The organism is Oceanobacter kriegii DSM 6294 (assembly GCF_000422845.1).
GTDB classification, from domain to species: Bacteria; Pseudomonadota; Gammaproteobacteria; order Pseudomonadales; family Oceanobacteraceae; genus Oceanobacter; species Oceanobacter kriegii.
This window is the reverse complement of the sequence record NZ_KE383931.1, coordinates 435,863-457,641: the sequence shown is the minus strand read 5'-3', so window position 1 is coordinate 457,641 and position 21,779 is coordinate 435,863. Positions and strand designations below refer to the sequence as shown.

General features: G+C 55.2%; 16 protein-coding genes and 1 tRNA gene. 13 read left to right on the top strand and 4 right to left on the bottom strand.

Annotated features, from left to right (window positions below):
- Positions 1–7: 7 nt before the first annotated feature.
- Both G516_RS22835 and topA read right to left on the bottom strand, forming a co-directional pair.
- Complete coding sequence (locus tag G516_RS22835) at positions 8–406, bottom strand: ComEA family DNA-binding protein (RefSeq protein WP_051219488.1); 399 nt, start codon at positions 404–406, stop codon at positions 8–10.
- Between the two features lie 208 nt (positions 407–614).
- Entirely contained in the window at positions 615–3,308 is a 2,694-nt protein-coding gene (gene topA, locus G516_RS0115350; protein WP_028294382.1) for a type I DNA topoisomerase, read from the bottom strand.
- 654 nt (positions 3,309–3,962) lie between these two features.
- On the opposite strand from topA, the gene G516_RS0115345 reads away from it, so the two are divergent.
- Together G516_RS0115345 and G516_RS24075 are read left to right on the top strand one after the other, a co-directional pair.
- Complete coding sequence (locus tag G516_RS0115345) at positions 3,963–4,745, top strand: hypothetical protein (RefSeq protein WP_028294381.1); 783 nt, start codon at positions 3,963–3,965, stop codon at positions 4,743–4,745.
- Complete coding sequence (locus G516_RS24075) at positions 4,702–5,757, top strand: hypothetical protein (RefSeq protein ID WP_156879061.1); 1,056 nt, start codon at positions 4,702–4,704, stop codon at positions 5,755–5,757. The genes G516_RS0115345 and G516_RS24075 overlap by 44 nt, the downstream gene beginning before the upstream one ends.
- A gap of 28 nt (positions 5,758–5,785) precedes the next feature.
- Here the strand turns inward: G516_RS24075 and G516_RS0115335 are convergent, their stop codons facing one another.
- Positions 5,786–6,670: a DUF1853 family protein gene (locus G516_RS0115335; protein WP_156879060.1), complete on the bottom strand. Its 885-nt coding sequence runs from the start codon at positions 6,668–6,670 to the stop codon at positions 5,786–5,788.
- A 128-nt stretch (positions 6,671–6,798) separates the two neighbouring features.
- Between G516_RS0115335 and G516_RS0115330 the strand changes: the two genes are divergently transcribed.
- The 11 genes from G516_RS0115330 (at position 6,799) to G516_RS0115270 (ending at position 20,924) form a co-directional block, all read left to right on the top strand.
- Positions 6,799–7,683, top strand: a complete 885-nt coding sequence (locus G516_RS0115330) for an NAD(+) kinase (RefSeq protein ID WP_028294378.1) — start codon at positions 6,799–6,801, stop codon at positions 7,681–7,683.
- Positions 7,684–7,685: 2 nt separating this feature from the next.
- Complete coding sequence (locus tag G516_RS0115325; RefSeq protein ID WP_028294377.1) at positions 7,686–8,642, top strand: metallophosphoesterase; 957 nt, start codon at positions 7,686–7,688, stop codon at positions 8,640–8,642.
- Positions 8,642–9,628 carry a rhomboid family intramembrane serine protease gene (locus tag G516_RS24070; RefSeq protein ID WP_051219487.1) on the top strand — a complete coding sequence of 329 codons (987 nt, stop codon included), beginning with the start codon at positions 8,642–8,644 and terminating at the stop codon, positions 9,626–9,628. Before G516_RS0115325 ends, G516_RS24070 begins: the two co-directional genes overlap by 1 nt.
- Positions 9,625–9,894 (top strand): YeaC family protein, encoded by a 270-nt coding sequence (locus G516_RS0115305; protein WP_245582679.1) that lies wholly within the window; start codon positions 9,625–9,627, stop codon positions 9,892–9,894. The genes G516_RS24070 and G516_RS0115305 overlap by 4 nt, the downstream gene beginning before the upstream one ends.
- Positions 9,894–10,766 carry a DUF2797 domain-containing protein gene (locus G516_RS22820; RefSeq protein ID WP_084645101.1) on the top strand — a complete coding sequence of 291 codons (873 nt, stop codon included), beginning with the start codon at positions 9,894–9,896 and terminating at the stop codon, positions 10,764–10,766. Before G516_RS0115305 ends, G516_RS22820 begins: the two co-directional genes overlap by 1 nt.
- A gap of 86 nt (positions 10,767–10,852) precedes the next feature.
- Positions 10,853–13,498: an aminopeptidase N gene (pepN, locus tag G516_RS0115295; RefSeq protein ID WP_028294374.1), complete on the top strand. Its 2,646-nt coding sequence runs from the start codon at positions 10,853–10,855 to the stop codon at positions 13,496–13,498.
- Positions 13,499–13,656: 158 nt separating this feature from the next.
- Positions 13,657–14,937: a DUF1329 domain-containing protein gene (locus G516_RS0115290; protein WP_169449546.1), complete on the top strand. Its 1,281-nt coding sequence runs from the start codon at positions 13,657–13,659 to the stop codon at positions 14,935–14,937.
- 237 nt (positions 14,938–15,174) lie between these two features.
- Positions 15,175–16,422 (top strand): YCF48-related protein, encoded by a 1,248-nt coding sequence (locus G516_RS22815; protein ID WP_051219486.1) that lies wholly within the window; start codon positions 15,175–15,177, stop codon positions 16,420–16,422.
- Positions 16,423–16,424: 2 nt separating this feature from the next.
- Complete coding sequence (locus G516_RS0115280; protein WP_028294372.1) at positions 16,425–18,905, top strand: efflux RND transporter permease subunit; 2,481 nt, start codon at positions 16,425–16,427, stop codon at positions 18,903–18,905.
- Between the two features lie 125 nt (positions 18,906–19,030).
- Complete coding sequence (locus G516_RS0115275; protein WP_028294371.1) at positions 19,031–19,888, top strand: hypothetical protein; 858 nt, start codon at positions 19,031–19,033, stop codon at positions 19,886–19,888.
- Positions 19,889–19,913: 25 nt separating this feature from the next.
- On the top strand, positions 19,914–20,924 hold the full coding sequence (locus G516_RS0115270; RefSeq protein WP_028294370.1) for an AraC family transcriptional regulator: 1,011 nt from the start codon (positions 19,914–19,916) through the stop codon (positions 20,922–20,924).
- 777 nt (positions 20,925–21,701) lie between these two features.
- Here G516_RS0115270 and G516_RS0115260 read toward each other — a convergent pair.
- A tRNA-Asp gene (locus G516_RS0115260) sits at positions 21,702–21,778 on the bottom strand.
- Position 21,779 lies beyond the last annotated feature (1 nt).

Below are 21,779 nucleotides of genomic sequence, written 5' to 3'. Positions count from 1 at the left end.
AGAACCGTCAGTCTACGGTCGCCAGCTGGCGATTCTTTTCGATGGTGGCAGTACCAATGCCGCGTACCTGAGCCAGCTCTTCAAGGTTTGCGAAAGGCCCATGTTCCTCTCGGTGGCGCACAATGGCTTCGGCTTTTGACGCGCCAACCCCTTTCAGTAATGTCAGTTCTGCCGCCGAAGCGGTGTTCAGGTTAACCCGCGCAGTATTGCTGGTGGTGGTGATGGTCTTGTAGGCGTCATCGCTGCTGTTGGCAGAGGCCTTGTAGGTCATGCTGGTGGTGGTGATTTGGGGAGTGTTGACCGACGCTGATTCAGGGGCTTGATCGGTTTCAGCTGAGGCGACGCTACAAACGGCCATCAGGCTGGCCAGGGCGCTGCACTTGATCCAATTATTGATCGTTTTCATCTTAACTTCTCCTTGTAAAGGCTCGTGTCTACGAGGGCTGACGTCAATGTCGTGCCTTAAATCTAGCAGCTCCAGAGATAGCAAACATCCCTCGCGAGAACCAGATTTCAATTTTATTTTTGGTACTCCAGTATGAGTTTTTGAGAGTCCTTGAACAAAAAACGGCCACTGGGGAATCCCAGTGGCCGTTTTTTGTTTTTTGCGATACTCAGTCGTCCGCGTTAGCAGACGCTTTTGTGGACTTTTTGGCCGACGCTTTTTTCGCTGCCGTTTTTTTAGGAGCGGCTTTCTTCTTCTGCTCAATCACCCACTTGCCGTCGGTGAACCAGGCTGACCAGCCGGTGGCCTTGCCTTCAACTTCCGACATCACGTACTGCTCTTTGGATTTACGGCTGTAGCGAATTACCGACGGGTTGCCGTCGTCATCCGCCCGTGGTGCATCCAGCAGGAAGTGATATTTGTCGGGCAGTTCCGCCTGATGGGCAATCAGTTCAGCAACCAGTGGCGGACGGGTCTCGCGGTTTTTCGGGAACTGGCTGGCGGCCAGGAACAAACCGGATGCACCATCACGCAGTACGTAGGTGTCGTCCACTTTTTGGCATTGCAGCTCCGGACAGGCAATCGGGTCCATCTTTGGTGGCGCTGCTTCACCGCTTTTCAGCAGCTTGCGAGTGTTTTTACATTCGCTGTTGGTGCAGCCGAAGTACTTGCCGAAGCGGCCGGACTTGAGCTGCATCTCGCTGCCACACTTGTCGCATTCCAGCGTTGGGCCATCGTAGCCTTTCAGCTTGAATTGACCGGCCTCCACTTCAAAGCCATCACAATCCGGGTTGTTGCCACAGATGTGTACCTTGCGGGTTTCATCAAGCAGGTAGCTTTCCATTGCCGCGTCACATTTCACGCAGCGACGCTTTTCCATCAGACGGCGGCTTTCCGCTTCTTCGTCTTCATCGGCGGAAATGGCTTCGTCACCTGGCACCAGATTGAGGGTTTGGGTACAGCGTTCCTTGGGTGGCAAAGAGTAACCGGAGCAGCCCAGGAATACGCCAGTAGAACCGGTACGAATCTGCATATGACGGCCACAGTTCGGGCACTCAATGTCGGTGTCGACCGGGTCGTTCGGGCGCATGTTTTCGCCAGCATCGTCCAGCTTGTGCTGGAAGTCGCTGTAGAAATTATCGAGCACGTCGATCCACTGGAATTCGCCCTCGGCAATATGGTCGAGTTTCTCTTCCATATTGGCGGTGAAGCTGAAGTCCATCAGATCGTTGAAGTTTTCTACCAGGCGGCTGGTAACGATATCGCCCATTTTCTCGGCGTAGAAGCGACGGCCTTTGAGGCTGACGTAACCCCGTTCCTGAATGGTCGAAATAATCGATGCATAGGTAGAAGGTCGGCCAATCCCTTTCTTTTCCAGCTCTTTAACCAGTGCCGCTTCCGAGAAGCGCGGGGCAGGCTTGGTGAAATGCTGTTTTGGCTCCAGCTCAACCAGATTCAGTGTGTCGCCTTCGGCTACATCTGGCAGCAATACGTCTTCATCCTTGCCCGCGGAGGACAGCACACGCAGGTGGCCGTCAAAGCGAATCACTCGGCCGCGGGTCTTCATTTCGAAGTCGCCGGCAGCGGTGGTGATGGAGGTGCTGGTGAACTTGGCATCGGCAGTCTGACAGGCCACGAAACGACGCCAGATCAGGTCGTACAGGCGCTGGGCATCCGGTTCCATGCTGGACAGGTCGGCGGCACGCAACTTTACATCGGATGGGCGGATCGCTTCGTGCGCTTCCTGAGCACCTTCCTTGCTGCTGTACAGACGCGGGTTGTCTGGCAGGTACTCTTCGCCGAGTTTGGTGCTGATGTAACCACGCACACTTTCAATGGCGTCCTGACTCAGGTTGGTGGAGTCGGTACGCATGTAGGTGATGTAACCGGCTTCGTACAGGCGCTGGGCCAGGGTCATGGTCTTCTTCACGCTGAAGCCCATGCGGGTACTGGCCGCTTGCTGCAGCGTCGAGGTAATGAATGGCGCGGCTGGCTTGGAGCTGGTTGGACGGTCTTCGCGTTTGCTGACGGCAAACGGCAAGGACTTCAGCTCAGCCATCAACTGAGTGGTATCCGCTTCGTTGGTGGGGCGGAATTCCTTACCCTGATATTTGGTCACCTGTGCACGCAAGGCTTCGCCGCCAGCGGTGCTCAGGTTGGCAAAAGCTTCCCAGTATTCTTCCGGAATAAAGGCACGAATTTCGCGCTCACGCTCAACGATCAGGCGCACGGCAACGGACTGAACCCGGCCGGCTGACAGACCGCGGGCAATTTTGCTCCACAGCAGTGGTGACACCATAAAGCCAACAACGCGGTCGAGGAAGCGACGAGCCTGCTGGGCATTTACCCGGTTCATGTTGAGGTCGGAAGGCTCTTCAAAGGCTTTTTGAATCGCTTTCTTGGTGATCTCGTTGAAGACTACTCGACGGTAGTTTTTGTCTTCGCCGCCAATGATCTCACGAAGGTGCCAGGCGATTGCTTCCCCTTCGCGGTCCAAATCCGTTGCGAGATAGATGGTGTCGGCATCTTTCGCCAGACGCTTGAGTTCATCGACCACCTTTTCCTTGCCGGGCAGCACCTGATAGTTGGCTTTCCAGCCGTGCTCCGGGTCTACGCCCATGCGGTTGATCAGTTGTTCCTTGGCCTTGCGGGCCTTGTAAACAACCTTTTCTTCCGGCGACATCTTGCGGGTCAAGGCAGCCTGTTTTGCACGTTCCTTGGGGTCAGAGGTTGAACCTGAGCCAGAGGTGGGCAGATCACGGACGTGACCTACGCTGGACTTCACCACATAGTCCTTACCCAAGTACTTGTTGATGGTTTTCGCCTTGGCAGGCGACTCCACAATCACCAGCGATTTGCCCATATTTCTCCGAGCTACCTTATCTCTAATCAAATGCTACAGGGGACATCTATTTAATCCTGCACGGCTCTGCGCGAGTGTTGCCGTTGTTCAGTGCAAGGCGACGAATGCAGTGGAATGACGTGTCCTTTCCAAGTTCGTCAACGCTGCACTGGGCGGCGGTAACCCGCGCCCTGCGAGGGCTGCCGGATGATCTCGACTCTGTGTCGCCGACTTTTGACTTGACCCGTCAGGCCTGCAAGTCGGCTTCGTGATTCGAAACCATCCGGCAGCCCAGAGACTGCACCGGATTAAATAGATGTCCCCTATACAACGGTTATATCGCGTCATTTATAGGGGCAGCATAGGGGTTGGTCAAGCCTGATGCGAGTTTCTTCTTGACTTCATCGGGCTATTTGTTCTCGGAAATCGTCAATTTCGGGGCGGTTTGATTGCCCATTTGTGGGGCATATCCAGGACATGAACAGGGGCTGACAGGCATGATCCAGCGGCAAGATAACCTGTGCTGAACGCCGTCGTGGCGGGTTTTGGAATGTTCACATCGGGAACCGTATCAAAACAGCTTCGATAGCAGCTTCTATATATGTTGCTAGACTTTTCAGAAGCGGAAATTGCTGTCGCAGAATATTGTGGTAAATCACGGGAGATTCGTTTGCCATGTCAGCCATCGCTTTGGTTATTGCTATCGCCTTGCCCATCGCCTCGATCATGGCGGGTATGGTGTACTACGGCCGTAATCAGCAGAAAAAACAGTCTCAGCGCATCCAGACCCGTTTGATCATCAACAAGACTGCCGAGCTAAGAGAAGCGGTGGAGCTGCTGCTGAACATTGATCAGGGACGCGAGATCCCACCGCTGATCATTGATCGTGTAGAGGAGCTTATTCAAAAAGCCCACGAAATTTGGCCGGGTCCGAAGGAAAAGGATGAAGAAGATCCCTTCCCGGAGATCGATTTTGACGAGTTGCGCCAGCGAGTGGATGCCGAAGACCGTGAGGTCCGCGAACTGTTCAACAGCGACCGCGAGATCAACTACGCCAAGCGGCAGGTTGCCGTTGTGATGCAATCCCTGACCAGCATGGTGAAGCGTCGGGTAATAACCAAAGGCAATCTGGACGAGTATCGCCGCTACCTCAAGCTGTTGATGTTGAAACGTGAAGTCGAAACCTTCAGTCATCAGGGCGATCTGGCGGCCGACGGCGGCGATGTGATGAGCGCGGGTAATTATTACAAGGCGGCGCGCAAGATGCTGATTGAATCGGATCTGACCTTCCCGGAGAAAAATGACAAAATCCGTGAATTGGCCCAGCGTAACACCGCGCTGTTCAATGGCGGCGTTGCCAAACAAGACAAGCTGTCGCAGGCCATGGAAAGTGAAACTCCGGAAGAAGACCCACATGGCATCCCCAACGGCGACGAAGACGCCAAGCGCAAGTACTGACCCCGAATCTGTCGCAAATGAGCTGCTGGCACTTTGTACGTCGGCGGTGATTGAATCCCATCAGCTGCCTGCTGAACTTGTGAATGCGCTTCTTGATCGTGAGCATGCGGCGCAGCCGTTTCGTGAGAGTATGGCGCAGCCGTTTCGTGTGGATGTGCTCAGGCTTGATCAGATTCACCCGGTTTTGCAGGGCAACAAGATTTTCAAGTTGCTGGATCATATTCCCCGTTGGCAGCAATCCAGCCGCACTGGCTGGGTCACGCCGGGTGGCTGCTGGTCGAATCATTTACATGCCTGCGCCTGGCTGGCACGGCGGCTGGGAGTTCCGGTTACCGGTTTGGTGCGGGGCTATGAGCACCTGCCACTCACCCCCATGCTGGAAGATTGCAAGCGATGGGGAATGACGTTGGTGTTTCTGGATAAACAATCGTATCGGCAGCGTTACGACGCCGAATTTCAGCAGCGCTGGCGCGATCACTGTGATGGCTATTTTATTGGCGAAGGCGGTGCTTTGGCGGTTAACGCAGAACCCGCTGTTAGTCAGCCGGGCACAGCCGCTTTTCAGTGGCTAGGCCAGCAGTGCCAGGGGTATGAGTCTGTCTGGATGGCTGCTGGCAGTGGCACAACCGCTGGACAGCTGATGCCGTATTTGCCGAGTGACTGCGCCCTGCATGTATTGAACACGGTGCAGGATAACGGGCAGCTGGCTGAACACCTGCAGAACCGCTGGATACATCTTAGGCACAAGCAAAACTGGCACTTGCATGCGTCGCAACAAGGTGGTTTTGGCAAGGCTCGAAAGCAGGCCAAACCCTTGCTGGAAAGGCTAGGCTCGCTGGGGCTGGTACTGGACCCTATTTACGGCCTGCCCTTGCTTAAGGCATTACTGCTACACCACTGTCAGGCGTCAGCACGAAAAGGGCTTGCGCAGGCTCGACCGCCTTTATTGATCCATGGCGGTGGCCTGCAAGGACGCCGCGGGGTGGGGCTGGCATGGCGCAGCCCTGATTAGAAGTGGCTGAATGGCTGTTATTTAGCCGCTATTTGGGGAATGCCTGCGGCCATTGGTCGCTGACCACCATGGCCCGCTCAACCTCAGCCCAACCGAATTCAGTACGTTCGACCCGAGCAATGCTCAACGGTACCTTGAGCCAGTCGAAATGACGCACCACCAGGCTGACCAGTTCATCTGCACTGGCCTTTACCGGCGATAACGCCGGAGACAGCCACTGGTCCTTGGCCAGAATGATCCAGTCGCCTCGGCTGACCTGATCGGCCAGTTGATGGGCGTGGCACCACCATCCGCGCCAATGATGCGGGTTAACCTCCAGCGGCAGTGCTGCCTTGATGTTGGTATCTACCGGGTGAAACAGACAGCCACGCATCAGCGCTTCGGAGCGTAAGGCATCCGTGTTTGAAAAGCCGAGGCCAGCCATCGCCGTGTGGGCCGCTTCGGTATGGGCCAGTGGCAGTTGGTGATCACGGGTGTGAGCAATTTTATTGGCCAGCAAATCCCGCCGGTTAGGGCCGATCCATTCATCGTTGTGACCAAGATAGAACTTCATCGCCAGTTCCAGGTGCAACGGCTGCTGGGGCAGTTTCAACAGCAGATCCAGTTCACCTAGCGTGCGTTCGGTAGAGGCGATTTGCAGATTGGCGGCAAGCGCAATGTGTTGCTCTTGCAGCCAGCTTTGCCACAGCTGTTCGAACACCAGTCCGAGACGGGAGTGGGGGCTTTCGGCGGGGAGCTGCCAGTGTTGCCAGGGGCCAGCCTGAAGCAACAGTTCGTCCAACCAGAGCGGCTGTGCCGGCGACCATGAGGTGTCCAGCAGTGCAGGTGAGCTGACAGCCCACACCAGATCACGCAATGACTTCTCTGGCAGTTTGAAGAAGGTTTCCTGCAAGGTGTCCATGAGTTTGGTCACAAGCCTTTTGTTGGGCGCTGTGTTATAAATCGCCCCATTAATAAAGAGTGCTGCCAGAGTGACAACTGAAGCGGCACCGTGCAAGCATCCGTGCAAAGCGCCATAGACAACGATGACTGGGTAAGGTGATGGAAGAGTTTCGCAATATCGGCATTATTGGACGACTGAACAGCAACAAGGTAGTGGAAACGGTCAAACGCCTGTCCCGTTTCCTGACCGACGAGGGCTACTACGTCATCCTCGATGAGCGTATTGCTGAAGTCATACCAGGCCACAACATGCAGATCAGCAAGGTGAACCTTCTGGGTGAAATTTGCGATCTGGTGATTGTGGTTGGTGGTGATGGCAGTTTGTTGGGGGCCGCTCGGGCCCTGGCCAAGTATCATATTCCGGTACTGGGCATTAACCGTGGCCGACTGGGCTTCCTGACCGACATCAGCCCGGACGACAATATGTGCGACGAGGTCATGGCGGTATTGCAAGGCGAATACACCAGCGAAATGCGTTTCCTGCTGGACGCCGAAATCAAACGCGATGGTAACCCGATTGGTTCTGCCGCGGCGTTGAACGACGTCGTGCTGCACCCGGGTAAGTCGGCTCGTATGATTGGCTTCGACCTTTATATCGAAGGCCAATATGTCTACAACCTGCGCGCTGATGGCCTGATTGTATCGACCCCGACGGGCTCGACCGCTTACTCACTGTCTGGCGGCGGTCCGATCATGCATCCAAAGCTGGATGCCCTGGTGTTGGTGCCGATGTTCCCGCATACCTTGTCCAGCCGCCCGATCGTGGTGGATGGCAAAAGCGAGATCAAGATCCATATTGATGGTGATCTCGATATTTACCCGACCGTCAGTTGTGATGGCCAGACCCACATACCTTGTGCACCGGGCGACGTTATGACCATTCGGAAGAAGGCGCACAAGCTGAAGCTGATCCATCCAAAGAGCCATAACTTCTACGAAATCTGTCGTACCAAGTTGGGCTGGAGCAGCAATCTCGGAGACTGATTATGCATCAGGGATATGACCTGATCGGGGATATCCACGGCTGCGGTCAAACATTGATCCTGCTGTTGGAACAGATGGGGTACCGCAAAGAGCACGGCGTGTACCGTCATCCGCACCGAAAGGTAGTGTACGTTGGCGACGTCGTTGATCGCGGGCCTAACATCCGTCTGGCTTGTGACGTGGTACGTGACATGGTGGAAGCGGGCGAAGCAGAGATGATCATGGGCAACCATGAGTACAACCTGATTACCTACTGCACCAAAGCCCCAGCGGGCATGCGTCAGCCGTATCTGCGTGAGCATACTCGCCGCAATACCCGCATTGTTGAAGCCACACTGGAGCAATACGCCAATCACCCGCACGAGCTGAATGAGATGCTCGACTGGTTTCTTGAGCGTCCGTTGTTCCTGGAGCATGACCACTTTCGGGTGATCCATGCGGCCTGGGATCAGCAGATGGTCGATGAATACATTGCCCGTTACGGTGGCAACCAGCTCGACCGTGATCTGTTGTTGGAGTCGGTTGATACCAGCACCTTCCTGTATCGCTTCCTCGATCGATCCCTGCGTGGCACCTCGCTGAAATTGCCGGAAGGCCGTTCGATGACGGCCAAAGACGGTTTTGTGAGGCAGTTTTTCCGCACCCGTTTCTGGGAAAGTGATCCGCAACGCTACAGCGATGTGATATTCCAGCCGGACCCGCTGCCACCCGATCTGCACCATTCGTTACTGTCTGATGCAGAAAAAGAGCAACTTCTTTTCTACGGGCCGGAAGAAAAACCGCTGTTTTTTGGTCACTATTGGATGGCGGGTATTCCTGCGCCAATCAAACCGAACCTGGCTTGTCTGGATTACAGTGCCGTCAAGTACGGTCGTTTGGTGGCTTATCGCATGGATACCGAACAACATCTGCAACCCAGCAAGTTCACCTGGGTTCGAGTCGAACAGAAAGAGCGTTAATGCAACCACTGCTGGTTTTGGTCGCGCCTCCAGACATCAACCTGGCGCCGCTGACCCAACATTTATGGGCCAATCGTATTGCCCATCGGGTGATCGCTGCCGATGGGCAGCAGCACCTGTATCTGGCGAATCCTGACGATGCCGAGCAGGTGCGAGTCTGGTTGGAACAGTGGCGCAATGGCGAGCTGGGCCAACCGGCTCAAACCGCCCATGGCCCTTCCGTTGTCACCCGCTTTGTTCTCGGGCTGACACACATTCCCCTGACGCTGCTGGTGTCGTTGCTGATCGTAGGTGTTTTTGGCGCCATGAGTGTCAGCGACTTCTGGTATGACTGGGCACGTCCGGGCATGGACTGGTGGCCGCAAGACAAATTCAATCCAGCCGCCTATTGGCACATTGGCCTGCTCGATTGGCTCAAACCAACGCTGCTGCATTTCTCGCTGATGCACCTGGTCTTCAACACCATGTGGTGGTGGATTCTGGGGCGTAGCGTTGAAAAACAGGACGGCAGCCTCAAACTACTGGCGCTGGCTCTGATCACCGCACTGGCTGGCAATATGGCCCAGTGGTGGGCGGCGGGGCCGGGCTTTGGTGGTATGTCCGGTGTTACCTATGGCTTGATGGGCTGGGTTGGCTGGCGGCAGTTTCAGCGCCATATTCCGTACCCGATTCCTAAAATGTTACTGCCCTTTATGGTTGGCTGGCTGCTGCTGACGATGTTCGGCGAGAGTTTGGTGCCGGGCCTGACGGGCATTGCCAACGCTGCGCATTTGGGCGGTTTGGTCACCGGGATGCTGTTGGCTGCGGTATGGCCGCTAACCGCCGGTGATCAGGCTTTGATCGAAGCGCTGCGGCAGGTGACTCGACAAAGTGGCCAACAAGGCGGTCAGAACAGCACTGAAAATTCTGGTAGCCGTGCCAGCAAGAATACAACAGGGGATGACGAAGAAGCGTCCCGCGACAACAGACAAGACCGAGGTGAATGATGACACTCGAAGACCTGATCCAATCACTGACCCCAGAGGTCTATGAAAATCTCAAAAACGCGGTGGCACTGGGCAAGTGGCCCAATGGTGTGGCACTGAAAGACGGTCAGCGTGAACTGTGTCTGGAAGCCATCCTGCACTATGAAGTGACCCACGACGTACCGATGGAACAGCGCGTTGGTTTTGTCGCCGGTGCCTGCTCCAGTGGCAACGTCGACAAGATCGGCCGTGATGACGACGACGTTCAGCCGCTGACCATCCAGTAATGCTGACGACCGAGAAACAACCGCTGGCGGCCGGTGCTGTCAGCAAGATGCGGGTACGTGCAACGGACGACGGTCAGGTTAGCTACCAGCTGCAATTGGGTGATCAGACCGTTGCCATGAACGATTTGCTGGGCCAGTCGATCCATCTGCACTGGCACGGTGAGATTCACTGCAACAGCTGCGGTCGCAAAACCAAAAAGAGTTTTGGTCAGGGCCATTGTTACCCTTGCTTCAGCAAGCTGGCGCAGTGCGACCCGTGCATGATGAGTCCGGAAAAGTGCCATTTTCATCTGGGCACCTGTCGTGAGCCGGAATGGGCCGAGAGTGTGTGTTTTCAGTCCCACTATGTGTATCTGGCCAACTCATCCGGCCTGAAGGTCGGAATCACCCGGGCCACCCAGCTGCCAACCCGCTGGATTGATCAGGGGGCGATACAAGGCATGGCCATTGCGAAGGTAAAAAGCCGTCGTATTGCCGGGCTGGTGGAAGACCTGCTGCGCGGCAGCGTTGCCGATAAAACCAATTGGCGCACCATGCTCAAGGGCACCACTGACATCATCGACCTGAACGCTCAGCGGGATGCTTTGTTCGAGCAATATCAGCAGGAACTGAGTGCTATTTCAGAGCAGTTCGATGACGATAGCGGACCAGCGATTGAACCCTTGATCGCGACCAATTCGCTGTCGCAAACTTTTCATTACCCTGTGCTGGAATACCCGACCAAGATTTCCAGCCATAATCTGGATAAAAATCCGGACGTGCAGGGACGTCTGATGGGCATCAAAGGTCAGTATCTGATGCTCGATACCGGCGTTATCAACCTGCGTAAATACACCAGCTATCGGGTCTCCCTGTTTGGGGACAATGGATAATACCCGAACATCAAGCTGCCCGGTGGTTGATGAGTTTTACCCGGGCAGGCTCGATCAGCAGGCTAACAGTTATAAGGAAACCTCCCATGCGTGATGCTCAACCGCAAACCATCCACCTGACGGATTACCAGCAGCCCGGCTACTGGATCAACACCACCGAGCTGACGTTTGAGCTGCAAGACGACGCGACTCTGGTGACGTCGGTACTGGCACTTGAAGCCAACAGTGCCGTCGACAGCCAGGGCGAACTGACCCTGCACGGTCAGGAACTGGAATTGGTTGCTGTCGAGCTGGACGGTCAGGCGTTGGACGCCAGCCGTTACAGCACCAGCGACGAATCCCTTACCATCAGCGGGCTGGCCGATCAGCACACGCTGTCGATTGTGACCCGCATTCAGCCCGACAAGAACACCGCGCTGGAAGGTCTGTACCGTTCCGGCGGTATGTACTGCACCCAATGTGAAGCCGAAGGCTTCCGTCGTATTACCTACTATCTGGACCGTCCGGATGTGATGTCGGTATTCACCACCCACATCATTGCCGATGGCAGTCGTTACCCGGTGATGCTGTCGAACGGCAACTGCGTTGCTGACGAAACGTTGGCAGACGGTCGTCGCAAGGTCACCTGGAGTGATCCGCACCGCAAGCCGGCGTATTTGTTCGCACTGGTGGCTGGCGACCTGCTTAGTAAGGAAGACAGCTTTACGACCATGAGCGGTCGTGAAGTGAAGCTGCAGATTTTTGTTGAGCCGCAGAACATCGACAAAACCGACTACGCACTGGATGCCCTCAAGCGTTCCATGCGTTGGGATGAAGAAACCTACGGCCGTGAGTACGACCTCGATATCTTCATGATTGTGGCTGTAGATGACTTCAACATGGGGGCGATGGAGAACAAGGGTCTTAACATCTTCAACTCCTCTTGCGTGCTGGCTAACCCGGCAACGGCGACCGACGCGGCGTATCAACGTATTGAAGCCATTGTGGCCCATGAGTACTTCCACAACTGGTCCGGCAACCGTGTGACCTGTCGCGACTGGTTCCAGCTGAGCCTGAAAGAAGGTTTCACGGTATTCCGTGACGCCAGCTTCTCGGCCGATATGAACTCGGCGACGGTCAAGCGCATTGAAGATGCCCGTTTGTTGCGTACGGTTCAGTTTGCTGAAGATGGCGGCCCGATGGCGCACCCGGTACAGCCGGACTCGTTCATCGAAATCTCCAACTTTTATACCGTTACCATTTACGAAAAAGGCGCAGAGGTTGTGGGCATGATCCACAAGATCCTCGGTGCCGACGGTTTCCGCAAAGGCTCGGATTTGTACTTCGAGCGCCACGATGGCCAGGCCGTGACCATCTACGATTTTGTTGCTGCGATGGAAGACGCCAATGGCGTTGATCTGAGCCAGTTCAAGCTTTGGTACAAGCAAGCCGGTACGCCAATTGTGACGGCTGCTGCTGAATACCGCGAAGACGAGCAAGCGCTGTATCTGACCCTGCATCAGCAGTGCCCGGACACACCGGGACAGAGCGGCAAAAAGCCAATGTGGATTCCGGTGCAGCTGGGCCTTATCGATTCCGAAGGCAATGACATGGCGGTGAACGTCAGCCCAGCGCAGAACCCGCAGGGTCTGGATACCTGGACTAACGCCAGTCAGGTTCTGCACTTCACCGAAGAAGAGCAAACCTTTGTGTTCTCTGGCCTGAAAGAGCAGCCAGTACTGTCGCTGTTCCGTGATTTCTCGGCGCCGGTGAAAGTGCGCTTCATTCAGCCGGAAGAAGAATTGCTGTTCCGTCTGCAAACCGACTCCGACGGCTTCAACCGCTGGGATGCCGGTCAGCAACTGATGCTGGGCTGGATTCAGCAGGCTCAGGAAGGTGAATTCGAGCTGCCGGAAACCGCCCGTCAGGTACTGGCAGAGCTGTTGGCGGATGAATCCCTCGATCCGGCCATGGTGAGCTACTTGCTGACCTTGCCATCCGAGGCCTATGTTGCCGAATTCAGCGACCAGGTTGATCCTCACGCGATTCATTTGGGTCGCAAGCGCGTTCGTCTGGCCGTTGCCATGGCCTTGAACGAAGAATTTGCTGCTTGCTACCAGCGTCTGGAATCCGATGCGGAATACCAGCCAGAGCCTGAACAGATGGCCGCTCGAGCGTTGAAAAACCTCGCCCTGAGCTACTGGAGTCTGGCATCCGATGCAGGCGTCAAAAAAGCCGTTAGCCAGTTTGGTAAAACCGACAACATGACCGACCAGATGGCGGCCATGGTTGCGCTGGTAAACAGCGGTGACGACGAACTGGCACCGAAAACCCTCGATGCTTTCTACGAACAGTGGAAGCAAGACCCGCTGGTGGTTAACCAGTGGTTGTCGGTGCAGTGTGGTTCTTCCGAAATCGGCACCATTGAACGCGTGAAGCAATTGATGGAGCACGAAGCCTTCGACTGGCGCAACCCGAACAAGATCCGCTCTGTGCTGGGTGCTTTTGCCAATCAGGCGTTGTGCCACTTCCACGCCGAAGACGGTTCTGGTTATGCCTTGTTGGCCGATGCCATCATTCGTTTGAACGCATCCAACCCACAGATTGCTTCCCGCCTGATCACACCACTGACCAAGTGGGGACGTCTGGTGCCGCAACTGTCTGAGAAGATGAAAGCCGAGCTGCAACGCATTGCTGACGAGCCAAATCTGTCCCGGGATGTGTACGAAGTCGTTAACAAATCCCTGGCCTGATGGTTGGGGAAAAGCTGGTCAATGCATTGACCATGCAGGCTAAACCGCAGGCTCCTGGGCCTGCGACCTGCCAAAACAGCCGCCGAAGCTTTACGCTTCTGGCGGCTGTTTTGTTTCAACGATGCTGGCGTTGCATTGCGTCCGGTAAGGCTCTAAGGGTGCTATTACAGGCTGGCATGCTGTTGCCGATTCATACTCAAGCCGCAGGGCTGTCTGATCAGGCGTTGTCCGAACGCCTGAATGCGGCAGCGGCGCTGGGGTCATCGCTGACGCCTTTCGGTGCTGAAAGGGCAGGCGCGGAAACAACAGGAGCCAATAGTGCAGACTGGCAGCAACTGCCGCCGTGGCGCGGCGGCTTGTCGTTTCCGCCAGCAGACTTCAATGGCCATTTGATCAATCCGTATCGGGCCGAAGCACCACTAGCCTTGCTGACCGCCAGCAGCCCGGAATCGCAGCTGCAATGGCTCGGCACCGGACTGCGTTTGTGGTTGCAGTACCATCCTGAGCAAACCATTCGTGTATACGCCTCTCACCGCACGGCGACAGCGCCGTTTCGCATTCTGGATCAGGCCTACCGCAATCGTGTGCGGCTGGAGCCGTCGCCTCAGGGCGGCTTTTTGTATGGTCACGGCGCCATACCTTATCCGCAGCCCGAGCGCGGTGAGCAAATTATCTGGAATCACCTGCTGGCATGGCGTGGCACACAAGATGACTATGGCCTGCTGGAGCGCCAGCGCCAAAATGGCGAAGCCTCGGTGCCCTGGTTATGGCAGGTATCCGAACAGTGGCCCTGGCAGCAAGACGTTGAGCACTGTGGCCATGCCTGCGAAGGCGAGCAGGGGCACTACAGCGCCCGGCTGCAATCCCTGATGCAGCGCCAGTGGCAGCTGGTGCAGCCACAGCAGGGTGCGCCTCTGATATGGAAGCAACAGCTCTATATGCAAGCGGGGCGGCCGATTCTGGATGCCTCAATCGCCGGCTCCTGGCCTGTCAGTGACCAGACCCGGATGCTTGGCAGTGCCGAGGTTGGTCTTTACAGCGAACTGCCGCGTGATTACCTGTGGTCGTTGTTGGGCAAACGAATGCTGCTGGTACCGTACAACCAGTACCCGTCACAAGACGTCGTTGAGACCATGCAAGGCGGCGAAGGTGTGATGGATTGGCAGCAGCTGCGTTTCGAGCTGCATCGGGTTTGGGTGGTTGATGGCGTGCTTCGCAAGAATGCCGATAACCAATACCGTAAGCGGGTCTATTATGTGGATGAGGACAGCTGGCAAATTGTGATGGCCGATCTGTACGGCCACGATGGCAGCTTGCAGCGAGTGGGGTTGCAGTTTCTCTACAGCGACTATCGTATTCCTGCGATGCGAACGGCACTACAGGGCATTCTGAACGTGCGCAATGACGATGCCAGTTGGTTGCTGAGAACCAGCTGGTAGTTTGCTGGAACAGAGCCATTTACGATGGTTTGGTAACAAAAACTCGCATTGAATCAAACGTATGTATTAAATTTGGTTCCGAGCCGGATCAGGTCCGTTGTGTTGGCAAAATCGGGGCAACGTGAGACTATAGCCAACTTTCAGGATATAGACCTGTTCCATTAACTCATAAAAGTCCGGGCTTTGCTGGTCGTCTTATGACCGCGCCTGAGGCAGACAATAATAACGGAGTTCTTGATGACTTTAATCAGGGCACTGCTGATCGGCACCCTGACCTGCGCTTTGCCGGGTCTGGCGTTGGCGCAATGGTCAGATCCGCTGGAAACCCCGGCAATGACATCCACCAAAGCCCATCAGGCCTTACTGCTGGATGTTGCCCACGCAGGCAAACAGCGGTTGGTGGCGGTTGGCGCGTTCGGCAATATCGTCTGGTCGGACGACCAGGGCGCCAGCTGGCAGCAAGCCAGTGTTCCCGTCAGTGTGACACTCACTTCAGTAGATTTTGCCGACGAGCGCCATGGTTGGGCCACCGGCCACGATGGCGTGATTCTGGCCAGTGTTGATGGCGGCCAAAACTGGACGCTGCAACTTGATGGTCATCAGGCCAACAAGGCCATGATTACTGCATCCGAGCACTTTCTGGCGGCCGCCGAAAATACGCTGGCGCTGGCAGAGGACAGCGGCGATGACATTGCCATCGAAGACGCCGAAATCGCTGTCGAAGACGCGACCTTTGCTCTGGAAGACGCCGAGTACGACTATGACATCGGCTCGACCAAACCTTTCCTCGATACCCTGTTTCTGAGCGCAGACCACGGTTATGCCGTTGGCGCTTACGGCATGGCCTTTGAAACCACCGACGGTGGCAAAAGCTGGCGTCAGTTCACCTCCCGTCTGCCCTTGGCACAACGTCCGCATCTGAACGACATTGAGCAAGGTGCCTACGGTCGACTGTTTATTGTGGGTGAAATGGGCCTGCTGCTGACCTCTGATGATCAGGGTAAAAGCTGGCAACGGTTGGAAAGCCCTTATGAAGGTTCGCTGTTTGCAATTATTGGCAACGCCAACGAACTGACGCTGATGGGGCTGCGTGGTCATGTGTACCGCTCCGAAGACGCTGGCCAGAACTGGCAAGAGTTGAGCATCGACAATGAAAATACCCTGATTGGTGCCACTGTCAGCAACGCGGGCGAGATTGCACTGGTTGGCAACGGCGGAACCCTGGTGCTGTTGCCTGCGGGTGATGCCGCGACGGCGCAGGTCGAGACAGTCAAGGGCCGTAAGGGGCTGGCTGCCATTGCGCCAACCACAGACGGTTTTGTTGTGGTCGGTGAAGCGGGCGTACAGCGTATTGACGCCAGCGGTACCCTAAAACAGGCAGCCAACCTGCATCGCGACCAGAATAACAATAACAGCAATAATGAGCCTGCAAACGGAGCGCTAGCCTCGGCCAACACGCAGCTGTTGGGTTCAGAGGAGCATTGATCATGAGTCAGAATCATCACTATTCCAGCGAACCGGAACATTACATCCTGTCGCCACAAACCGAACCCATGCTGGAACGCATCCTCTTTCATCGTCGCGCGCTGGTGCTGTTGGTGCTGGCGGCGTTGACGCTGGTGTTCGCCTGGGGCCTGACGCAGGTTCGATTGGACTCCAGTATTGAAAAGTACATCCCGCTGAATCATCCCTACATTCAGAATTACCTGACCCACAAGGATGATATGAAAAGCGGCGTTGCCAACGTCAAGGTTGCGGTAGCCGCGGTCGATGGTGACATCTTCAACGACGATTACCTGAAGACGTTGAGCAAGATTAACGACGACGTCTTCTTCCTGCCGGGGGTTGATCGCTCGGGTATGCAATCCCTCTGGACACCGAACACCCGCTGGACGGAAGTGACCGAAGAGGGCTTTCAGGGCGGCCCGGTGATTCCGGCCGACTATGACGGCAGCCAGCGCAGCATTAATCAGGTGCGGGAGAACATCCTCAAGTCCGGTCAGGTTGGACGCCTGGTGGCTAACGACTTTGGCTCCACCATCATCAATGTGCCACTGGTTGAAGTGAACCCGGAGACCGGCGAGAAGCTTAATTACCAGCAACTGGGTCATCAGCTGGAAGAGAAAATCCGCGACCAGTACGGTAGCGAAAGCATTAAAATTTACATCACCGGCACGCCAAAGAAACTGGCCGATTTGCTGGATGGCGCGGTGTCTATCGGTTACTTCTTCCTCGCAGCCATGGTCATGACGGCGGTGCTGTTGTACCTGTATTCCCGTTGCTGGAAAGGCACCATTGTGCCGGTGGTTGCCTCGTTGGTGGCCGTGGTATGGCAGCTGGGTGCTCTGGCCATTATGGGCTTCAGTATCGATTTGTATTCCGTGCTGGTGCCGTTCCTGGTGTTTGCCATCGGTATCAGTCACGGGGTTCAGATCATCAATGGCATTGCCATTAACTCCGGCCATGGTGACGACAAGCTCATGGCTGCTCGTAAGGCCTTCCGTGGCTTGTACGTGCCAGGCATGTTGGCGCTATTAAGTGATGCCATGGGATTCCTGACCCTGCTGTTTATTGATATCGGTGTGATTCAGGAACTGGCCATTGCTGCATCAGTGGGTGTGGCCATGATCATTGTCACCAACCTGGTGTTGTTGCCGATTGTGATGTCTTATCTGGGCATCAGTCCTTCCGGTGTAAAGCAGGCGCAGAAAGCCGATCAGGCCGATCCGGCGATTTGGCGTGGCCTGAGTGTGTTTGCCGAACGCAAGGCGGGCGTAGCCGCTTTGGTACTGGCGGTACTGCTGGGTGTGTTTGGCTGGCACTACAGCCGCGATTTGCAAATTGGCGACCTCGACAAAGGCGCGCCAGAGCTGCGTGCGGATTCTCGCTACAACCTTGATAACGACTTTATGGTGTCCCATTACTCCACCAGTTCTGATGTGCTGGTGGTGATGGCCGAAACGCCGGTGGAAATGTGCAACACCTTCAAGGTAATGGATGTGCTCGACCGCTTTATGTGGCACATGGACAACGTACCGGGCGTGCAGTCCACCGCCTCGCTGGTGTCGGTGTCGAAGCTGGTGACCAAGGCAATGAATGAGGGCAACCTCAAATGGTACGCGCTGTCGCGTAACCAGACGGTACTGAACACCTCGATTCAACGGGCGCCGTCTGGTCTGATCAACTCCGACTGCTCAATGACGCCGGTCATCATCTACCTCAATGACCATAAAGCCAAAACCCTGCAAACCGCGGTGGATGCGGTCGAGGCCTTCAAGTCCCAGTACGACGATCAGGTTGATGATATCTACTTCGGCATGAAGCCAGACCAGATTGAAGACGCCATTGCTGCCGGAGATATTCAGGCGACGCCGGTACGTTTACAGCTGGCATCGGGTAACGCGGGCATTGAGGCGGCGACCAATCAGGTGATTGCTGATGCCCAGGACACCATGCTGATCTTTGTGTACGTGGTGGTGTTCAGTCTGTGTTTGCTGACCTTCCGCTCGCTGACCGCTGTGGCCTGTATTCTGCTGCCGCTGGTGCTGACCTCCATTTTGGGTCAGGCCTTGATGACCTGGTTGGGCATTGGCGTGAAAGTGGCTACCTTGCCGGTGATCGCGCTGGGTGTGGGAATTGGTGTCGACTACGGTATCTACATCTATAACCGCCTTGAAGCCATGATCATCAGTGGTTTGTCGTTGCGGGACGCCTATCTGCAAACCCTGCGTTCAACCGGTAAGGCGGTGAGCTTCACCGGTGTGACCCTGGCCATTGGTGTGGCGACCTGGATTCTGTCGCCGATCAAGTTCCAGGCCGACATGGGCATCCTGCTGACCTTTATGTTCATCTGGAACATGCTGGGCGCTTTGATTCTGTTGCCAGCGTTGGCCAGCATTCTGCTGAATCCGGCGAAGATGCAGCAGCGTCATGCCAAAGCCCATGAGGATGTGCCGCCGGCCGTCTGACAGGACGACGACAATTGTTTTCAAAGCAACGTCCCTGAAATGCCCCAAAATCAGACCCCGGCACTTGCCGGGGTCTGTCTCTACAGCGGTATACTGCTGGCTGAAATTTTTGCCTGGAGTACTCGATGAAAAGCCCGATGGGACTGGACGCCAACTTGCCGGTAATGGACTTGCTGAAAGAAGCGGTTGGTATTTTGTACGTCAAACGCGCGGAACTGACCCGCCGCTTTATGCCGCTGATTCTGGTGATGGTGGCGCTGGATGTAGCGGGGCAGTACGTGCTCGGCGAAAGCCCGATTGGCCAACTGCTGACCTCTTTGCTGGCTGCCAGTTTGTCCGCCGTGGTGGCGACAGGAGCTCATCGTATGACCCTTCGTCCCCAGGAACCCATGTATCCCGACGGCTATTTCGGTGCAACCCAGTTGAGTTACATCGGCCGTTCCATTCTGATCAGTATGATTGCCGCGGTTATCTGTGTACCTGCCATGATGACGATGATCATTTCGATGAGCTCCTCACCGGAAGGTACGCCGCTGGCGGGCAGTGTGATTTTGTTTATGGTCGCCAGTGTCATGGTGGCTATTTATGTTAGCTCGCGTTTGATGATTACCTTGCCGGAAGTGGCGCTGAGCAAACAGACCAGCTTCTCTCGTGCCTGGAAACTGAGCCAGGGCAACGGTAGCCGGATGGCGATTGTGGTCTGGATTCTGCCCATTGTGATGATGATTCCAGCGCTGCTGCTGATGTTGGTCGACTCCCTGATGACTCTGATTTTGGGATCGTTGATCTCTTATATCGCCACCTTGGTTGGACTGGTGACCCTGTCATTGGCGTATCAGTTTGTTGCCGAATTCAGTGACGATAACCGTGGCAATGGCAATGACGATAGTGATGGCCGTGGATTCAATAGCTCGGCAGATCCTCAGTCTGATGGCCAACAGGACGATCCCCAACCTCCACGTTCGGGCGGTTTTGATGCCTGAGTCTTGCCCTAACCAGAAGTAGTTTATGAAACTTGGTGACCTCTCCATTACCTATGTTGAGCTGATGGCCCGTGCGGCACAAACCGCCGGTTTTGATGCTTCCCACGTGATGAACCAGTACGAGTTGCCAGCAGAGCGTTGGGCGCTGCCGGGTCATCGGGTCAGCATTCCGCGTTTTTTGCGGGTCGGACATGAGGTCATCCGTCAGGGCGGGATTACCGACCTGGGGCTGCGTATGGGGGCGCTCACCAGTCCTTCAGTGTTGGGGTTGGCAGGTTGGCTGGCGGATTCCGCCAACAACGTGCGAGGGGCCTGTGAGGCGCTGGTACGCTACGAATTATTGGCCAGCTTCAACGCTCGTGGCCGATCCTCCTTCATTGTTGAAGCGGGTAAGGGCAAGCTGTGTTTTTACTCCATCAGCCCTTACAACGCCTATAACCGCTTTATTGTCGATATGGTGTTGAAAGGCTGGGCGTCGCTGCTGACCCACATCAGTGGGGAAGATCTGGTCGAACGGGTCACCATTGAGTTTGAAGCACCTGCCTGGCAAGAGCGCTACGGCCACCATTTTTCCTGCCCGGTGCAATTCGGTGCCGAACAGAATGCCATCGTGCTCAAAAGTGGTGCACTGGAAAAATTGCTTCTTCATCGTTGTGCTTCTCACCATCGCTGGTTGCTGGATATGGCAGAAGCCGAACTGGCAAAGGTAAAACGGGGGTTGTCGGTCTCGGAGCAGGTCGCTCGCGCTTTGTCCCCGATGCTCGAAGGCTGTGCTCCGGAGCTGGCAGAGGTATCGCGGCAGTTTGGCAAGGCGCCATGGACGTTGAAGCGAATGCTGGCGGCCGAAAATACCAATTATCAAACGGTGTTGGATAATACCCGCAGGGATTTGGCGATTGCCTATGTGCGGGAAACGGATCTGGCAGTGGGGGAAATTGCGTATTTGACGGGGTTTGGTTCAGCGACTGCCTTTCAGCGGGCTTTCAAACGTTGGACGGGTGAAACGCCACGCCAGTTAAGGCAGTCTTCAGTGTGAGGGATTACATTTCGACGGCGTCATCAACGTCGTCGTCGTATTCCTCGTAAATAACATCCAAAAGTTCTTCAGTGTAGTCAGACATAGTCTTTCTCCTTCTTATATTTGAAGCTCCGTTCCATACGAAGCGTTCCTGCACTCCAGCCATTCCGGAGTCTGTTTTCTCAGTTTAGTCCAAAACTATTCAAGCATAGGTTATGCCAATAGTATATGACCAGTTGGTCAAGAAAACAGTAAGACCGATCAATTTGTGAATTGTTCCAAGTCTTGTTGCTACCCGGCGAACATTATCTTCACTTTGTGACAGCTCAATGAACCGAGCACTACAGATTTGTGTTACTGCTCGAATGTGCCGAAGGAATTCACTATCACATAAATGATAATGAATATCAATTGTGTTTGTGTGATGGCTGGTTGTTGGTGATTGCTCGGGCGAGGTTCACGTTAGCGCAGGGAGTGCCAGGGTTCTTTGGTTGAATCAAACCGCACAAAAACAACCTGGAGTGATGCTGATGCCAATGGGAGCTGATCGAAAGGACAGGGGACTTGGTGATGCTAAATGAAAGACATCGCGAGAATTAGGAATGTGTGAATTCAGCTGTTGGAGGCAATAGAGATCAGGTAAGAAACAAAGTATCAGGAGAACAATGCGGAAAATCTTTAAAAAGAAATGGCAGACTGGACGGGAGGCGATTGGACCGACACTTCGGACCGCGAGCAAGGCTAATGTAGCCTGGAATTTATAGAGAGAAACAATGTGGGATTTCTAAAAAGAAATGGCGGACTGGACGGGACTCGAACCCGCGACCCCCGGCGTGACAGGCCGGTATTCTAACCAACTGAACTACCAGTCCA